At 51.4% G+C, this 18,132-nt stretch carries 12 protein-coding genes; 1 reads left to right on the top strand and 11 read right to left on the bottom strand.

Features of this window, described 5'->3' with window-relative positions; translation table 11 throughout:
- Positions 1-34: 34 nt before the first annotated feature.
- The 10 genes from KQJ23_RS13255 to KQJ23_RS13210 form a co-directional block, all read right to left on the bottom strand.
- The gene (locus tag KQJ23_RS13255) at positions 35-631 is read right to left on the bottom strand and encodes a histidine phosphatase family protein (RefSeq protein WP_216479358.1); all 597 of its coding nucleotides are present in this window, start codon (positions 629-631) and stop codon (positions 35-37) included.
- A 121-nt stretch (positions 632-752) separates the two neighbouring features.
- A complete protein-coding gene (locus KQJ23_RS13250) occupies positions 753-1,352 on the bottom strand; it encodes a zf-HC2 domain-containing protein (RefSeq protein WP_216479357.1) in 600 nt (199 codons plus the stop codon).
- Positions 1,349-1,942, bottom strand: coding sequence for an RNA polymerase sigma factor (locus tag KQJ23_RS13245; protein WP_216479356.1), 594 nt, complete (start codon positions 1,940-1,942; stop codon positions 1,349-1,351). The genes KQJ23_RS13250 and KQJ23_RS13245 overlap by 4 nt, the downstream gene beginning before the upstream one ends.
- 324 nt (positions 1,943-2,266) lie before the next feature.
- Positions 2,267-4,315, bottom strand: a complete 2,049-nt coding sequence (locus KQJ23_RS13240; RefSeq protein ID WP_216479355.1) for a glutaminase family protein — start codon at positions 4,313-4,315, stop codon at positions 2,267-2,269.
- A gap of 51 nt (positions 4,316-4,366) precedes the next feature.
- Positions 4,367-6,577 carry a hypothetical protein gene (locus KQJ23_RS13235; protein WP_216479354.1) on the bottom strand — a complete coding sequence of 737 codons (2,211 nt, stop codon included), beginning with the start codon at positions 6,575-6,577 and terminating at the stop codon, positions 4,367-4,369.
- Between the two features lie 18 nt (positions 6,578-6,595).
- Positions 6,596-9,589, bottom strand: coding sequence for an alpha-mannosidase (locus KQJ23_RS13230; protein ID WP_249529733.1), 2,994 nt, complete (start codon positions 9,587-9,589; stop codon positions 6,596-6,598).
- Positions 9,590-9,637: 48 nt separating this feature from the next.
- Positions 9,638-11,098 carry an extracellular solute-binding protein gene (locus tag KQJ23_RS13225; protein WP_216479352.1) on the bottom strand — a complete coding sequence of 487 codons (1,461 nt, stop codon included), beginning with the start codon at positions 11,096-11,098 and terminating at the stop codon, positions 9,638-9,640.
- Between the two features lie 51 nt (positions 11,099-11,149).
- Entirely contained in the window at positions 11,150-12,073 is a 924-nt protein-coding gene (locus KQJ23_RS13220) for a carbohydrate ABC transporter permease (protein ID WP_216479351.1), read from the bottom strand.
- A complete protein-coding gene (locus KQJ23_RS13215; protein ID WP_216479350.1) occupies positions 12,057-13,043 on the bottom strand; it encodes a carbohydrate ABC transporter permease in 987 nt (328 codons plus the stop codon). Before KQJ23_RS13215 ends, KQJ23_RS13220 begins: the two co-directional genes overlap by 17 nt.
- A gap of 224 nt (positions 13,044-13,267) precedes the next feature.
- Positions 13,268-14,500, bottom strand: a complete 1,233-nt coding sequence (locus KQJ23_RS13210) for a GntR family transcriptional regulator (protein ID WP_216479349.1) — start codon at positions 14,498-14,500, stop codon at positions 13,268-13,270.
- Between the two features lie 411 nt (positions 14,501-14,911).
- Between KQJ23_RS13210 and KQJ23_RS13205 the strand changes: the two genes are divergently transcribed.
- Entirely contained in the window at positions 14,912-16,798 is a 1,887-nt protein-coding gene (locus KQJ23_RS13205) for a GxGYxYP domain-containing protein (RefSeq protein WP_430522300.1), read from the top strand.
- A gap of 263 nt (positions 16,799-17,061) precedes the next feature.
- On the opposite strand, the gene KQJ23_RS13200 is transcribed toward KQJ23_RS13205, so the two are convergent.
- The gene (locus KQJ23_RS13200; RefSeq protein WP_216479347.1) at positions 17,062-18,126 is read right to left on the bottom strand and encodes a GNAT family N-acetyltransferase; all 1,065 of its coding nucleotides are present in this window, start codon (positions 18,124-18,126) and stop codon (positions 17,062-17,064) included.
- Positions 18,127-18,132: the final 6 nt, after the last annotated feature.

Here is an 18,132-nt window from a genome sequence, read left to right as displayed (position 1 = left end):
GAATAATATCATATCCTGCGGCTTGACACTCCATTTAATTTTCCTTGGACGCATACTCCAGATGGCGGGTGCAGTTGTATAGATTCAGCTTCCATTCCGCGGCATGGTTCTCCAGGATGGTTAGCGACAAATTGCCGATGCGTTCCGTGCATTGCTGAGGAAAAAGGGCTTCATACATCTGAGCCAGCAAAGCGCCATGCGACACAACAAGCACATTGCTACCGCCGTATTTTTCCTCCATCTCTTGCAGAAAAGACAACGCCCGGGCACGCAACTGATCTTCGGTCTCTTGACCCAGGTCTTGAAGAATCCAATCCTTGCCCCATCTTGCTTCCCGTTCTGCCGAGGTCAATCCTTCAACTTGTCCGAAAGAACGTTCAACAATGCGTGAGTCCGGATCCAATAACGGGATACCCAGCGTTTGGGCCAGGATGGAGCCCGTCTCTTGAGCCCGGGAAAGTCCACTCGTAATTACAAAGTCCCAGCGAGGCTCTTGCTCGTTCTTCAGGCGGTCAGCAAGAAGTCCAGCCTGTCTCCGTCCTTCTTCATTCAGCGGGATATCACTTTGACCCTGAATTCTTCCAACCGCATTCCAGTCGGTTAAACCGTGTCTGATCAAACCTATCAGCATAGCTGCACCCTCCTTTTTCTATGTCAGACCATTATAGCACGTTATGATTAAAAAAATGATCAAAAAAACGCCCCTTCGCAACAGCGTGCGGGGAGCGTTATGTCTGAATCTATTAAACGGCCTATCTCCGGTAGCGGCGCAGGCCCTTCCAGGATACAAATGCAAGAACCATCCCTGCCGACGAGAGCAGCATCCAGTACTGCGGATAAGCAGGGCCCAATTGTACAACGAACGGATCCACGATCCCGCGGGAAACTCCCGGCAAAGTGAAGGAGAAATCGGAAGACATCTCTTCGTCAGCCGCCAGAACAACTGCCGGCAGAATGCCTGTCAGCTGTTGAGATTGCTGCTCCTCCTTAAAGGAACCGCCCAAGGCAAACAAAATGCTGCTGATGAGAAACACCGCCATAAAGCATGCAGCCCAGATAGTGCTTCTGCGGCGAAGCCGTCTGGAGTGAGCTTTGTCCCGGATATCCGGTGCAAGCCATGGAGATTCCGCATAAATTCTGTCCATCACCCGCCGGTTCACTTGCTCGGCTTGAAACTCCGTTACCTCTGTGGGCATGGCTAGGACAGCATCCAAGCTGTAATTCCATATCTTATATTCAGCTGCACAATACTCGCAGCCTAGCAGGTGCGATTCCAGCATTTTGCGTTTAGGATCACTCTCCGGCAATTCGGGCATGACTCCAAACAGCTCTTGGGCCTCTTTACAATTCATCTGCTTTTCATCCCTTCATATTGCTCGAAAACAGGTTCATACAGATAGGGTTCAAGCTGATTCTTCACACTGCTCCTCGCCCGAAAAAGCAAGGATTTCACTGCGCTCACACTCTGGCCGAGTATATTGGCGATTTCCTGATAATCCAGCTGCTCGTATTCCCGCAAAATCAGGGCCGAACGCTGCTTCTCCGGTAAATTATTGATCGCTTCCCGCACCATGCCGACCTTCTCATTACGGAGAATGGCCTGTTCGGGAACCACATCGTTAGATGCAACAGGTACAAATCCGCTCTCTTCCAGCGGAATATTGCTGCTCCGCTGCTTGCGAAGCTCGCTGAGCACCGTGTTTCTCGCGATCGTATACAGCCAGGTTGAGAACGAAGCATCCACCTCTCGGAAGGAATGCAGGCTCCGGAATGCCTTGTAGAACGTCTCCGAACAAATATCCTCTGCTAGCAGCTCCAGATGAGCGCTCTTTAACATGTGATAAATGAAGGCCAGAATTTTGCGCTGGTAACGGCGCATTAGCTCGGAATAGAGCTCTGTATTGCCTTCCTTAATCTCTCGAATCATTTGGGAATCCGTCATCACAGCGCGATCCTCCTCGCCCGTCCATATACATCTTCCCGTCCGACCCATCTAATAGAGGTTGTTCAAAAAGTTATCTTTTGATCACGAAGTGATTCAATCGGCACTGAAAAGCCGACTCTTTGAACTCTCACTAATAAATAATACCGAACAGGAAAGTAAAAGTTGCGGAACATATGTAATAAAATTAATCCATTGCCAACGGGTTTTTAATCAAGCCATATTATAGCACGAAAACCAAATTAACAAAATAAAAGAAAGCGCATCCTATGATTTTGCCATAGAAAAGCCACCCGCTAGGGTGGCTCACCGATAAAGCTTAGCTCATGAATAACCCGCCTGGGCAAGTCCCTTATCCTTCAGCACCTTGATGAACATGCCGCCTACCACGCTGCGGTGCTGGAACCCGATTTGCCGGCCGGTAATTGTATCATACCAATCCGAGAACGGAACGCGGTCGCCGGTCTCGTTCATGAAATCCCACAGCGGGGCGATCATCGCCTCGAAATCCTGTTGCTCCTCCGCCAACGAAGCCGCCCACACCAGCCAGTCTCCCTTCGTGTAGGACTTCCGGTTATCAAGCGGAACGCCGTAACGATTTTGTTGTTCCAGATACCATTTGATCTCGCGTTGAATGATGGTCTTGTCAAAGATTTGCGTATCGAAAATAAGATCCCAGATCAGATTGTATTTCAGGCTCCAGGTGTCCTCACTGCCAAATGAAAGCTTGGTGTGCGGGCTCCCCTCGCCTTTGTTCGCTGCAAGCTGAGCCCATTGGGCAGCCATGTTCTTGGCCGCCTGCAGATAGCGGTCAGCTTCCGCAGAGTCACCCAGTAATCCGCACAGGATGGAATAGCTCGCCACCCCCATGATCGCTTTAGCCGATAAGTTGGCATTCCGGGCTAAATGTCCCGCAAAATCATCTGTACACAGCTGATTCTCCGGATCCAGTCCGAATTCCAGCAGGTAATCTGCCCACTGAGACAATAATTGGCGGTGCTCCGCCACAAACTCCAGATGCCCGTCAGCCAGGCTGACCGCCGCTGCCATCACCAGCATATTGCCGCATTCTTCCACCGGCATCTGCGCCTCACGCGCATTCTCTCCGTACACCTGCCCATTGGCAAGCGGATACTGGCCCACATCATGCGGGGCAAATTCAAACGGCCATGCATCGCTCGCCGCATATTTCATTATCGGCCGCATCATGCCCCGCACCAGCTCAGGCTGGTACAACAAAAACATCGGAATGGAAGGATAGCTGACGTCGACGGTTGCGATGCAGCCGTTACTGAAGCACTCCTTGGACATGAACAGCGGCTGCCCTTCTGAATCAAGCACCAGCTTATGAGAAGCGATGGCCTGACGGTAGGACATGGACAGAATATCACCATATTTCTCTCCGCCCGCAGCGATAGCATCCGCTAGGAGGCGCTGATCAAATGCCTCGCATCGAATCATGATCTCAGCGTATTCCCGATATGCCGCCGCAACCATTTCCAGGGCGGACTGGCCCGTTTTTTTCCAATAGGCCTCGAGCTTCTCCCCAAAATATTCAATCGCATATATATCATCATAGGCAAGCACGATCAGATGCGACTTTTCTTCCTCTCCATGGATTTCGCCGCAATCCCACAGGGTGCCCAGCACCGGCTGTGCCGCGCGGACTTCATGCGCTTCGGACGTTTCCAGTTGGGGCTCCCATTCTGCCGGCTTAAGCTCGCCTGATCGTAAGAACGCCTTCCGGATCTGTGCCGATCCGATCCAGGTCTGCGTGTCAGACATCTGTTGCACAGCAAGCATCAGGGTTCCCCAATCAATCCGGTGATCATCGCCGGAAGCATTTAGAACCTGCTGCTCCGCATGGCTTGCCTTCAAGACCGTCAGGCCATCGGACTGCTCCTTTTCCAGAATAACCTTTTGATCACTCGTATTTACGCACCATTCCCCTGTAACATCGAAATAAATCTGCACGGTATGAGGCTTGCCGTCGATGGAATGAACCCGGAAGGACACATAGGATGCCGGCCGGGACAACAGCTCCAGACTGTCGGGTAAAAGCGGACTTGTGAATACAGCTTCCAGCGCAACGCCTCCCGCTTCAAAACGGTAGGTCGTGGATAATGGCGTGACTTGAACTCCGGTCTGCCGCATGGCCTCCGGCTCGGTGTAATATTGTTCCGGGTTGGGTTCTGTCCGTCCTGCGAAGCGCCATGGAATACCATCAATACGGATTAATCCTGTCATAGCATTGCGCTTGCCTGTCCAATGGCGCGTGAAATCGTCAGTCAGCCTGTCTGCCATCGACCAGACACTGAAATAGGGATCAATAGCTACCAGCGGAACTGCCGGCGGGCGTAATGTCGTCGTCATTCGTTATCGGCCTCCAAGGTTATAGATCCGGCAAAAGGCCGGACCCTAAACTTATTTTACAATCTTAATGTTCGTACCCTCTTCTCCATGCTCATAAAAAACAACCAATGTTTGTGATGCGGCATCATACTCATAGTGGAGCGGATCAGTCCCGTTAGTGACAGCTTCAGGCCTTGACTCACAGCGTATCCGCACAATAGCCTGAAGCGGGCGGGGACCTTTGGCGGTAAATGTGATCGTCCGGTCGTTCTCACTGTAATCCTCGACACGGGACGAGGCTGCCACAATCTTTCCGCCTTGCGGCTCGTTGTAATCCAGATCATAAAGGAAGACCTGTTGTCCGGGCGGAACAGTAATTTGCTCGCGTACAGGCAGCCCCTTTTCCAGCAGATCAACATACCGCCCCTGCAGGATAAGCGGTGTATCGTTGACGGATTCCGTCATCACGGATGCCACCACATAAGGTCCTCGGCGAATCCGGTAATAATTAAGCGGCTCCCAATGCAGCGGTTCCCTCTTCCCCGTTTCGGCCGCTTCTCCGGTCTCAGAGGAGTCATTCAACGCCGCCATGGCTTCGCGAACCTTGGCCCGGTAAATGTCCGCCGCATAACGGCTTTGTGCCAGTTGCTTGGGATGTGTGCGCAAGAAGGTAACTGTCCCCTTCCCCACACGGGATATCCCTTCACAGACAGCAGCACTGTCCAAGCCAAGGCTTTCAAACAAGTGGGCTCGCGGCGTAGCATACTTTCGCTTCCCTTGATTCCACCACTCCCGGATTTGGTGATAGGGATCGCTGTCGTCACCGACATAGATCAGTGCCCCGCCTTCCCGTACCCATTGAGCCAGCGCATTATGCAAATCCGGATATTCCGGCTTCATAAACTCATAGCTGAGCACAAGCACCCGGTAGCCGTCCAGATAACCGGGAAACCGCCGTACATTATCCAACTGGACAGGCCTTACCGGAAGGCCATGCTTCACCAATGGAAGCGTTAAGCCGTAGAAATCCGACAGGTTCAGCAATTCCACCGCAGCCTCATCGGTCAGCTCCACCTCATTGGTGCCGTCATACTTCATCATGAATCCGGCCGTTTCCGTTCCGATCACCTTGCGCTGGAACATCGCTGAATCGGCAAGCAGAACCCCGGTTACCGACGGATTCCCATAGACCTGGACATCCTCCTGCTCCATATTGCCTAATGAATGCATAACGGCCAGAAGGGTGCTCGCATAATCGGAGGGGATCCCCTCTTTCCTATTTCCATGCTCCGCGGGATATTGCCCCTCAAAGACTCTTCTTGGCCAAGGAGATACCTCAAAGCGGGCAACATCCGGGTGAAGCAGTGAAGCGGTCAGCGTCTTGATGTAATTAGTCCGGTAATCCGCCCATGTCCGCTTGGGATCGTCCTCGATCGGGTCATGCAGGAACCACATCTTTCGGTCTGTGCCGCGCACCAGCTCCTGCATAATGCCGTATTCTAGAAATGCCGTCTCGAAGGTTCTTTCTGCACGTGTCCCTTCATACACATTTGCCGTACGTGAGGTTCCCGTCCAGATCTGTGCAATATAGCCGTTAATCGAAGGTAAATCCAGCAGCCGTGATTCCGGGCTGACAATCCTCCACTGCGTATAATTGATCAGGCTGTGCGTCGGTACGAAGAATCGAAGCGGCCGCTGATAGCGAACCAGCGAATATTCCTTCAGTGCCGAGCAGATGCGATCCAGGCATCGGGTATACAGATAGGCCTTCAGCTTGGAGGCGCGATATTGTGCATCCTCCGAGGCATGCGGCGGAATCCATGGCTCATTATAATAATTTTGCCATTCCCGCTTGAAGGCTTCGGAGTAACCGCCCTCCACCCAAAACTCCGGCTCCTCCAGGTGGATCGCTTCAACGCCCGCATCCACGGCAGGACGAATCCGCTCCACGAGGAAATCACTGTAGCTCACCGTCGGCACCATATAGGGGATATCCGCTGAAGTTCCGTGGATAATCGTCTCGCCGTCATGATATTTCTGTGCTTCATCCCAGTGGGATTGTCCGTCTACCTTACCGTTCAAGTAATCCTGATAACCGCCCCAGGATACGCCGGTCATTAGGTGTACTCGGTATCCTTTTGCGGCCCATTCGGCAATTCTGCGCGGCATCGAATCATTGATGCCGTACACCATCACGAAATCGGCCTGCAGATCATATGCCGAACCGAAGCTGCTTCCCTCTTGAAAGCCTGTTCGCTCCTCTGCTCGTGATCTTCCGCTCACGATGCGTCTCCCCCTCGCTTAGGCAAGCTTTATGCGGATGGTCTTGATCTCAAACGGTGTAAAACACAAGCTTGCCTCATTCTTTCGTTCAACCAGTAATTCAGTCGCATTCTCCAGCAAATCGGTCTCCTCGATGGTCTGGCAGTCCAGAGAAAGGGATAACCGGACCTCGGCTCCCGCACCTGCCGTTTCATACAGTCGCAGAATTAAATGACCGCTGTCTTCAGCTTTTTTTATAGCCTCGATCATGACATTCGGATGGTCGATTTGCACCAGACTTTCCGGAAGCTTCATAGTATCTGCTCCCCGGCTCGCCGCCGATGTCTCCACAGCATGAAGCGGGATGTTCAGCTCATAACCCTTGCGGTATACAGCTGCTTCGATGTAATCCCCCGTATGCGGATACAGCGCGTATGTGAACTTATGCTCAGCCACATCGGCCTTCGGATCAGGGTAAGAAGGACTGCGCAGCAGATTCAGATCTAGTACCCCGTTCTCCGCGCTGTGTCCATATTTACTGTCATTCAGCAAGGCCACGCCGTAGTCCGGCTGAGACAAGTCGATGTAATGATGGGCGCAAATTTCATCGCGGGCAAACTCAATTTGATTGTTGCGCGTTGTAGGCCGCTTCATCACACCAAACTGAATTTCGCAGTTTGCCAGATCTGCCGCCACATTCACCGGGAAGGCAACGCGCAGCATTTTACCGGCTTCGTGCCAATCCGCCTCTGTATCGAACCGAAGCAGTTCTCCGCCTTGCTCCAGGGAGATTCTCTGTCTCAGCGTGGATTTGCCGAAGCGGTATTCTTGCTCAATGACAGCATAAGGTCCCGAAAGACTTGCTTTTACAGCTTCAAGCTTCATTGTTCCGGCGATCATCTCCCGGTAGTCGCGCGGGAAGTCCCAGGCATCGCCATCGTCGTGATAAACCGTGAACAAATTGGCCTTCGCCCCCTGCTTCAACACCTCGCGATTAGCCAGCTTGTCGAACAACGAAAGGATACTGCCATCCTCATCGAAGAGAACTCTGAGCCGTTCGTTCTCCAGCTTGGAGTTTTCCGCGGCCAGCAGCTCATCCGGATGCTTCACTTCAGCGTCTGCAAGCGATTTCCAGCCCATTGCCGGAACCTGCACATAATGCCATTTGCCTCCGCGCTCCAGCCACTGCAATCGGTCCCAAGGCAGTGAATTGAACAGAACGGACTCTCCCTTAGGTGTTCCGGATAAGCCTGCAAGCTGCTTGTAAGCTTCGTTAATCATGGTCTGTACTTCACTCAATAGCTTGCCGTACCGCTCCAGGGATTCATCATATACTCTTGTTATTGAAGAGCCCGGGAGAATGTCATGGAACTGGTACAGAAGAACCTCTTTCCAGATCACCTCAAGCCGTTCAGCCGGATAAGCATGATCGTCGCCCGTTAGCAGCCATAGCAAGGATACCGCAAATTCCAACTCCCGCAGGCCCTTCTCCAGCTTACGGTTATACCACTTGTTCCTTGCCTGCGTAGTCAAGGTTCCCTGATGCTTCTCCAGATACAATTCACCGCGGTAAGTCTGGAAGCGTGAAGCCTCCTCCTCCAGCCGATGGAAGAACGTAATGGCAGGCTCCTGAACAACCGGCAGCAAGCCCAGCAGGTTCTTCTCCCGGGACAGGCGCTCCAGATGCTCCTCTCCTGGGCCGCCCCCGCCATCACCGATACCAAACAGCATTAACGCATGCTCCGACACGCTCCGATCCAGATAGCTCTCTTCGATCTTGGCAAGCGAGCGCGGAGCCGCCGGGCTGTTGTACGTATCCTCCGGCGGCAAGTGCGTCAGCACCTTCGTACCGTCAATACCTTCCCATATGAAGCTGTGATGCGGATGTTTATTATAGACGCTCCACGACAGCTTCTGCGTCATCATATAGTCGACACCGGACTTCTTAAGCAGCTGCGGCAGACTCCCCGTATAGCCGAATACGTCAGGCAGCCACAGCACCTTCATGTCCTGGCCGAATTCCTCCCGAAAGAATCTCTTTCCATATAAAATTTGCCGAATCAGCGCCTCGCCTCCGGAGATATTCGTATCCGGCTCTACCCACATCGCGCCTTGGACTTCCCAGCGCCCTTCACGGATACGTTCCTTCACCTCTGCATATAACTCAGGATGGTATTCCTTCATCCAAGCATATAGCTGAGGCTGGCTCGCCCCGAACACGTAATCCGGATATTTCTCCAGATTCCGAAGCGCAGTAGAGAAGGTCCGGGCGCCCTTGCGGATCGTCTCCCGGATCGGCCAGAGCCAGGCCAGGTCAATATGCGCGTGCCCGACGGCACTGACGGTGACCACCGGATCCCCGCCTTCTTTAGCTAACTCCGGCGCAACTCTGGCTCTGGCTAACCGGACGGTTTCTTCATTGATTTCGGCGAGCAAATTGGACGCTTCATAGACACTCTGCAGCACGCGCGCCTTTCTGGCACTGGAATCAGGCAGTTGCTCTGACAGCTCGATCAATACCTCCAGGTCGTAATAAAGCTGTCGCGCCTCTTCATGGCAGATGGCAATGCAAGCTTCCTTCAACGTGCCGCTGCGATAATGACCAAACAGATCGTTACAGCCTGCATCTCCCCACAAATCGATCACTTCGCCGCCTCGGGCTTCGTTGGTGATATCCACTACGCGCTTGCCGGGCATGCCCAAGCTGTAATCAAATTCAGAGCTTACATTCGTCAACCCCTGTCGCGGCGTTCCGGCTTCGTCCACAAGGCACAGCTCCCCGTTGATATCAATCAACAAGACAACCTTTGCTCCCCCAGCCGAGGCTGGGACTTCTCCCTGGAAATGAAACCAGGCGCAATCCCATAAATTCCCCCATTTATCACCGGGTTTCAGCTTGATGGATGTTCCGGTGATCCGGTCCTCATACTTCACGGGCTCCTTGGTTACCCAAGCGGTAACTCCAAGAGAGGAGACTGGCTCATAAATGTAGCTTTGCAGCTTGGACAAACGTCCCTTTGCTTTTTGGGTCATGATTGGATTTGTTTCAAAAGGCATGCTGGATCACTCTTTCAATGTAGTTTACTTCGTTATCGCTTCCGCCTTCTTCTGTGCATCGTCCAGAATAGACTTGATATCCCCATTCGTCATCAATGATTTTGTGACCGCATCGCCAAACATTTGCCATATCTTTGAATCTTCCTTCGCAAAGGTAGGAAGGCCTTGCACATTTCCGGCCATGGCTAGGTAATGCTGGTACATTTCCGGATGAGCTGCCTGATATTCGTCTGTCTCCGCGATGGACTTCAGCACCGTGGAACGCACGCCAGTGTCGGCAATCAATTGCTGAATCTCGTCACTATACATCGCCCGGATATAAGCAAACGCCGCTTCCTTGTTCTTCGCGTCCTTAGGCACCGAGTGGAATGCCGCGCCGATCGTAATATTCCCTGCCTTGCCGTCAGAGCTTAACGGAATTTGCGACATGCCGTAGTCAATGCCGATCTGCGAGCTCTCAATAGCGCGCCATGGACCGTCAATCAGATAAGCGATTTGCTCTTTTTTGAAGGCATCGAAATAAGTTCCTTCATTTGTATTCGCCATCAATCCTGCCGGATGGGCCGCATTCAGCTCTTTCAAAAACTGTACCGTTTCCACATTCGCCTCACTGTTAAAGACCGGCTGACCTTGATCATCAGCAAACCCGCCGCCGTTAATGACCAGAAGCGTACCATAGCGCAAATAACCGCCCGCATTTGGACCGGCATATACGCCGCCGCCATAGTACTTGCCTTTGCCTGCTTCCGTTACCTTCTGTACATTTTCCAGTAATTCATCCCAGGTTGCGGGAGCCTTTTCAGGATCGAGGCCCGCTTCTTTTACCAGCTTTTTATTCCAGAACAAGCTGCTTACCCCAGGCTGCGAAGCGAAGCCGTAAATCTTTCCGTCATACTCCATCGGCTTCCAGGCTGCAGGCGCTACATTGTCGCGAATTTCCTGTGCCATATCATCTGGGAATGGTTCCAGCAAGCCTTGTTGGGCGAAGCCGGGCATTTGTGTCTCCCCTACGATAATGTCAGGGATATTCTTTGCCAGGAATCCAGCTGTCTGCTTCTGGATCAGCTGCTCGCCCCAGCCCCAATCCTCCATTTTTACCGTAATATTCTGAGCTTCCATTTTCTCCAGCATGATGGATTGGTAGAAGTAAGGGAAGACGCCAGCCATCAGCGGCTCTCCAGGTGTATAGCTGAAGTCCTCTTCCACGACTCTAGGATTCATGGCCTCATCGGCGATTAGCGCCTGCTTCTTTTTCTCCAGCAAATCATTCAGCACGCCGACTCCTACCCCAACAGCACCTTCATTGAGGACGGTAATCGTTGCTCCTCCCGGAGTTTCGTTAGTTCCTTGCGAATTATCGGTTCCGGATTGGCCGCCGGCCTGGTTGTTTCCATTTCCACTGCTATTTCCGCCTCCGCCGCAAGCGGCCAGACCAATCGTAAGCATAAGCGTGAGCGCGATGAGCGTCATTTTTCTCAATACCATACTTGAACCCCTCCATGATATTTATAGATAATGCATATTCGAACCAGTCGCTCAGCCCTTAATGCCGGTATTTGCCAATCCCTGTACAATATACTTCTGGAAGAAGGCAAAAATCAGCAAGGCTGGAATCGTGATGCCAAGGCTTAAGGTAATGATCATTGGATAGTTGATTACAGCACCCGGACTGGCGCCGACCGACGATAATCGGGTGATCGCTGCCGGAAGCGTTTGCAAATTATCATTTGTTGTGTAGAAGAACGGTGTAATGAAATCATTCCATGTCCCGAGCGCTGTCGTAATCGCAATAAAGGCCATGATCGGCAACTGCAGCGGGAACAGGATCTGGAAGATGAGCCGGAACGTTCCGGTTCCATCCATGATTGCAGCTTCATCGATTTCAATCGGTACCTTTTCAAGCGACTGCTTGACCAGAAACGTCCCCATAATATTGATGCTCGGCCCGCCAATCAAATACACCCACCAGGAATTGAGGATCCCTGTACCGCCGGTGAAAATATCATTCCCGCCCGCAAACGGAAATCTGGCGAACTCCAGATAAGTCGGGATAATAGCCAGCGTGCCCGGGATCATTTGCGTGGCAAGCATAATCAGAAACAGCACCTCGCGCCCCTTGAACTTCAGACGGGCGAATACATACCCTGCCAGAAATGAAGTCAGGATCGCCCAGAAGGTGTTGTATGCCGTCCGGATCACGGAGTTGCGGAAGTACATCGCTACCGAGGAGTCCGTCGATCCAATAATCAGGGCTTTAAAATTTTCTAATGTCGGCTGCTTGGGAATAGGGAAGATCCCCAACACGGTTGCCGTAAATTCTGTCTTGGTAAAAAATCCGGCCAGCACCATAAAGATCAGGGGATAGAGCAAAATCAGGCCGATGCCGAGCAACACAATATGGCCGAAAAAATAGGCCGGCTTGAACTGCTTCTTGAAATTTTTGTTACGTGTTCCGGACATGGCTGCTTCCCCCCTTCGAGCTCCGGTTCACAGGCTTAATCGGAATCGTTGTCTGCTTGTCGGATTTGGTTGACCAATTATAGTACAGCACCGTAGCTGTGATGACGATGATCGCCATGATGAGCGATGAGGCTCCGGCCATCCCGAGATTGAAATCCCAGAAGCCGTCCCGGTAAATCCGGAAAACAAGCACCTCAGTCTGCCCGTAGGGTCCGCCGTTTGTAATGAACAGTACCTGCTCGTAAATCTGAATAGCTCCGATCAGGTTCGTGATTACAATGTAGGTCGCAATCGGCTTTAGACCAGGCATGGTTACATAACGGAGCTTGCTGAATCGACCTGCTCCATCCATTTCCGCCGCCTCGTATAATGACGCATCCACGGACTGCAGTCCGGCCAGCCAGATTAGCGCCGCACCCCCGACACCCTTCCAGACCGAATAGACTACGATCCAGAAAATACCCCAGCCTACGGAATACTGCCATACAATCGGATCTTTGCCCAAGGCCTTGAGAATGTTATTGATCACTCCGTTATTCGAATCGAGAAAAATGTTAAACACCTGTGTTGTGGCTACTGTTGCTGTGACAGCCGGGATATACCAGATCGAGCGGTAGAATCCTTTGCCGAAGAGAGGCATGTTCATCAGTAACGCGGCCCCGAATCCCGCGCCAAGCGTAATCGCCGTTACGAGCCCGCCCAGCCATATCGATCTCCACAAAGCGTCTGTGTATACCGGATTGTTAAAAAAGCTGACGAAGTTGTCGAACCAGATAAAATTCGGCGTATCCGCCAATCCGACCCACTCAAAAAATCCGAGTGCGAAACCGAACAATGTTGGGAATCCTGATACGACGAGCCAAAATGAAAACATCGGTATCAGAATGACGGCGGCGATAATGGCATCCTTATGTCTGCCCATACGCCGGTTGAAAGAAACTCTTCCCTCCTGTTCTGCCGTTTTTTCCATAGCCAAGCGACCTCCTAGTGATTTCTGCCCTGCAAAAACATGTTGAGGATTACAATTCGAATTGTATTATTAAATATATTGCACTATGTCATTTATGTCAAGATATTAGATATATCATTTATCGCTAATTTGCTTCAAAAAAAGACACCTGACGCAAAGGTCAAGTGTCTTAGATCCTTATTCATGATTGTTTCATTACCATTTGCCCCGTTCTATCCTGCTCTCTATCTGCGCAAAGGGCCTGTGGATTGGCTCTCAATGAGCTTTGGCTCCAGGATCACCTTGGTGTAGCCTTGCTCCCTGGAATCCCCGCCCTCCAGAATATCGATTAAAATTTGCGTCGCCGCTTCTCCCATCTCCATTTCCGACTGAGAAATATGGGAGAAGTAGCCCCATTCATGCAGTCCCGGGGAGGGATCGTCAAACGTCAGGATCGAGACGTCCTCAGGCACCCGGAGGCCCAGCTCCTTGCAGATGGAGTATATATGCAGGCCCAGCCGGCCATTCAGCGTAATATAGGCGGTGGCAATTTGATTTTTAATGAACCGGTAAAGCGGGTGTTTCTTATCAATTTCACTGTAATCCACATTAAAGTCTGTCAGGATCAGCGCCGGATTAATCATCGCCTCTTTTTGCTTCATAGCCTCCATGTATCCGTTAATCCGGTCCTCCACGGTAATCGTCGGCAAGGGAGAATCCGAGCAAATCGCAATATCACGATGTCCTAATCCCCATAAATAATCGACGGCAAGCTGTCCGCCGACCATCCCGTCACTGCGCGCCACATTAGTGGCCACGCCGGGCAAATACCGGTCGATCAGAACAAACGGGAAGCCCTGCATTTTAAGCGACAAGATATCCTCGTTGTACATTTCGGCATCGGAAGGGAAAATGATCAGTCCAGCAGCCCCCTTGCGAATTAGATCCTGAATCGCCGCCTTCTCACGGTCAATTGAATTATAGGTCAGGACAATTTGCAGGTTATAGGGACTATTCTCGATCACACTGTTGATTCCTTGCAGCAGCCGGATGGCAAAGTAATCGACCAGAAGCGGCATAACCAATCCTATCGTCATGGAGCCTGGGGATATTTCATTTTGCCCGGGCACAACCAGCGATCTATCCCCGTTAGCTACATGGCCTGCCCCCGCCTGCGCAAAGCTGATGCCGCTCCCTTCCGGTAGCAGACGTGCAGTCCCCTCCTGCTGATGTTGATGTGACAATAATTCGCCGATTTCTTCGCTGACAAAGCTTCCTCTGCCGGGAATACGGTAAATCCACCCTTCCTTCGCAAGCTGGATGAGCGCATTTGCCACCGTAATCCGGCTAACGTCGAACTGCTCCATCAATTCTTTTTCCGAAGGGATCTTGTCTGCCTCCCGCAGCTTGCCGGACAGGATCAAATCCTTAAAGTACTGTTGAATCTGCATATATAACGGTTTACGTTCATTTTGCATAGGGTTCTCCTTACCATTTCTCTATTACATATTTACGTTATATCATTTATGTCATTTAGTCAATCTCCTGAAATATTGTTTAAATTATTGACAAACTACATTGGATATATTTAACATATTGTTTAGGTGTTGTCGTTAAACCTAAAATATAGGGTCTGAAAGGAGGGAAATTCATGCCGGCCTGCGACTCCGGACGATAACTCCCAATTCGAGGATATGAGGTGAACGAACTTGATTCGAACATTCGCGATCAGATGTTTCGTTGTATGTTGTACACTGTCCTTAGTCTTTGGCACCGCCTCAGCATCTGCACATTCCTCTACAGGTTCTACACAAAAAAATCAAATCAGCTGGCCCGCATCGCAAGCACTTCCCAGCTTTGCAAGCGTTAAGCATCTGGATGTTGCCAACGTGCTGGATGCCTCAGGAGATACCCGGCTACTCCTGGCTACTCTCCAAGGCATTGTAAACCGAGCTGAACCGAGAATCTATCTGCTGGAAAATGAAGAAGAGGGAAAATTGACCTGGCTGAAGGATCTTCGTGTTCCTTATGTTCTGCACGACGATGTTTGGACCATTGTGAAGAAATACAAGAATGAAATGAAAGGCCTGATTATCTATGATCCGGAAATCCCCGATTCCATCAACGTAGCTACAACTTTGGCCGGACTTAAGGATGCCGTAGTGGTCAGCCCCGAGCTGGCCGTTAAGCTGCAAGCCGCCCCCTACAAGCTGAAGGTTGTTCAGGATTTGCGCGGCAAATTCAAGAATCGGCTGGACGCGTATACGTGGCAATACGAGCAGCTCTGGGACAAAACCACGCACCGGATGCTCGTTGGCCTCAGCCCGAACGTGTCGATCAAGATTCCGGCGGGACTGCCTGAATCCTTTGTAACTATCGCGCAAGAAACCGATCCGATTCGCGATGCCAGCAATAAGGCTGCTTATGATCTGGACTTGACCTCATTCCTGGGTAAAGAGGCCGTGTACTTGCGCTTTGATGATGCATTCACCCAGGACGGATGGGGCTCGGCGGTTCATGAAGTGATCATTAAAGCGGACGGCAACACGATTGCTCAATTCATTCCTGGTACGCCGGAAGAAGAAGCCTTCTTATACGACCGTCAGGACTCTCAAGTCTCCGCTGGCGACGGCGGGCATCGATTTGCCGACAACGGGCGCTATTTCGTCTACAAATTCACGCCTCCTGCCGGCACCCGTGAGTTGACCGCTACGGTGCATATGTGGAACCAGTTTAAGGTTTCTGCAGGGAACATTCAGCCTCTCTCCTCCGAGCAGAAGGAGCCTTACGGCTATCTCAGAGATTATGCAGTAGCGAATAAAGCAATGGTGTTCTGGCTCGAAGTGAATGATCCAAAGCAAAGAGCCTTGTTTGAAAAAATAATGGCGGATGTTAAACCTGGAACCCCTTATCTGGGCTGGTTCAGCAATGATGTGGAGGGCGAATTCAGCTCTGTAGAGGTGGCCTCCAATCACAGCGTATATGTACTGGCAGCCGACTGGTTCAGCAATTTGACCGTGTTCTCCGGCACCAAAATACAGCCTTCACGGGCCAAACCATCTCCTCAGCCTAAGTTGAACAATAAGATTTATGTGACTTATACCTTCAGCGAAGGCGATAACTTCCAATACAACCAGCACCGCATGCGTATTCTGTGGGATGATCCAGCACGGGGAGAGGTTCCGATCAACTGGACCTCAAGCCCGCTGTTATACGATGCCGCTCCGGCCATCCTGAACTATTACCGTCAGACAGCAAGCGCGAACGACCTGATTATTGCCGGTCCATCCGGAGCCGGGTATTTCTATCCCGCAGCTTGGCCGGAATCGACGTTTGCCAATTATTTAAAACAATCCTATAAGTATATGCAAAAATCCGGCATGGATCTGACTTACGCGTTGAACCGGATCGACGGTCAGAACGTTCCTCTAGGCTCCACTTATGCCAAAGCCTATGAGCGCTATTACAAAGCACCGGGCTTATTCCTGAGCTGGGAGGACCGCTTTGGCGTGGAAATTCTTGATAACTCGCTGCCGGTATCGACAATCCAGGGCATCAGCACCGTTCAAGAGGGTCTGCAGATTCTGGAGCGGGCAAAAGCGGATTGGGACGGAAAATCGCCGTTATTTGTCTCCATCGGCCTGCTGGCCTGGAGCTTGACTCCTTCAGATGTTGCAGAGATTACAGAGGCACTTGGCCCTGAGTTCGAAGCGGTGCGCGGCGACCATTACTTCTCACTCATTCGTGAAGCATACGGTCTCTCTAAACAACCCTAAGCATTAAATTGAACTCATAATAGGTGCATGTTTCTCTTAAAAATTAAAAAAATGAAAACGCTTAAAAAAGTGGTTGACAGAATGAAAACGTATACAATATAATAAAGGTACAGTATGGTTTCTCTCCACTCCTATCCAATATCTGTTGCTCTAAAATGGGCAAGAACCGCTTCGGTTGAGAAGCGGTTTTTTTTTGCCTATAAAGAAAACTCCCTCATCCTGAGATGGGGAGCAAATCCGAAAGCGAGCAATATTCTACCAGCTTAAATGAAGAACAATCCGTACATATAAGGCAGCGGAACAAGGGGCAAACTGGCGTGATCCCCCTTGCGATAAGGACTCTGCGGATCAAACAGGCAGGAGCATAGCTCTCCCTCCGTCAAATCCGCTTGTCCATCATACCCTAACTGCCGCAGCAGCTCGGGGCCGTCTACAATCTTGACCGTTCCTGCATTGCGTTCAGCAACAGGCTGTAAGAAACTGACCTGCAGCAAGGAAGACAATGCCTGATCCTGCCAAGGAAGTGCAATCGTCAACCCATCTAGCTGATGGGAGGACAGGACGTCATGAAGGATTGCAATTATACTCTCCGGAGCACCGGCCCATTCCAGCAGCCTGCCCTTGCCCTTCTGTTCCGTATTTATGCTAGGTGCGTCTGCGGAAGGAATGCTGAACATGGCCATCCCGACGATCTCCCCCGAGGATGAAGCAGCCGTCCGGAAGCAGGGAACTTGATCGCTGACAGCGGCATAAGGAGCGGCATCCACATATTGTTCCAGCTCAGCAATGCTCCAGCCTAATGCTGCGGGCTTCTGTTCAAGTAAGCGATGCAGCGTAAAAATATCAGAAGCTGAAAAATCAGAGATGGTATAAGGCGATTCCTTCTGCGAATAGAACGACATAAAGTCCCCGGCGTTTAGCTCAAACCGCAGGGACTGTCCGAAATGAGCCGCCCCGTTGCGAGTATAGAGCGAGCGGTCACCGGATATGAACAATAGAGGAGCGCTGGAGGCCTTGGCATAGGCCAGGCACTGCTCCAGCAGCTTACCGGCCAGACCGGCTCCGCGATATTCGGGATCCGTACATACCGAGCCGATTGCAAAGGCGTTCACGACGCCGGCTTCAGTACGAATTTGCAACGGGGCCATCCCCATAAATGCCCTTAGCTTGCCTTGGTCATCAAAAGCACCGAAGGAATGGACAATGCCGGGCTGGAATAATGCCGGGAAGGCAGAGCCCATGATCGGGGAACGATTGCTGCGAAAGACATTGTTAGCCAGATCGGCAGCTTGAGCCAGTTCGTGCTTGAGTACTTTTCTTATCTGCATGGCTTC

The organism is Paenibacillus brevis, assembly GCF_018919145.1.
Taxonomy (GTDB): domain Bacteria; phylum Bacillota; class Bacilli; order Paenibacillales; family Paenibacillaceae; genus Fontibacillus; species Fontibacillus brevis.
This window is presented reverse-complemented; position numbering and strand designations above follow the sequence as displayed.

Coding starts and splice junctions, on each gene's coding strand:
- KQJ23_RS13225 (WP_216479352.1), bottom strand. CDS start 11,098: ATGGTATTGAGAAAAATGACGCTCATCGCGCTCACGCTTATGCTTACG.
- KQJ23_RS13200 (WP_216479347.1), bottom strand. CDS start 18,126: ATGCAGATAAGAAAAGTACTCAAGCACGAACTGGCTCAAGCTGCCGAT.
- KQJ23_RS13250 (WP_216479357.1), bottom strand. CDS start 1,352: ATGAATTGTAAAGAGGCCCAAGAGCTGTTTGGAGTCATGCCCGAATTG.
- KQJ23_RS13215 (WP_216479350.1), bottom strand. CDS start 13,043: ATGGAAAAAACGGCAGAACAGGAGGGAAGAGTTTCTTTCAACCGGCGT.
- KQJ23_RS13230 (WP_249529733.1), bottom strand. CDS start 9,589: ATGACCCAAAAAGCAAAGGGACGTTTGTCCAAGCTGCAAAGCTACATT.
- KQJ23_RS13240 (WP_216479355.1), bottom strand. CDS start 4,315: ATGACGACGACATTACGCCCGCCGGCAGTTCCGCTGGTAGCTATTGAT.
- KQJ23_RS13210 (WP_216479349.1), bottom strand. CDS start 14,500: ATGCAAAATGAACGTAAACCGTTATATATGCAGATTCAACAGTACTTT.
- KQJ23_RS13220 (WP_216479351.1), bottom strand. CDS start 12,073: ATGTCCGGAACACGTAACAAAAATTTCAAGAAGCAGTTCAAGCCGGCC.
- KQJ23_RS13245 (WP_216479356.1), bottom strand. CDS start 1,942: ATGACGGATTCCCAAATGATTCGAGAGATTAAGGAAGGCAATACAGAG.
- KQJ23_RS13255 (WP_216479358.1), bottom strand. CDS start 631: ATGCTGATAGGTTTGATCAGACACGGTTTAACCGACTGGAATGCGGTT.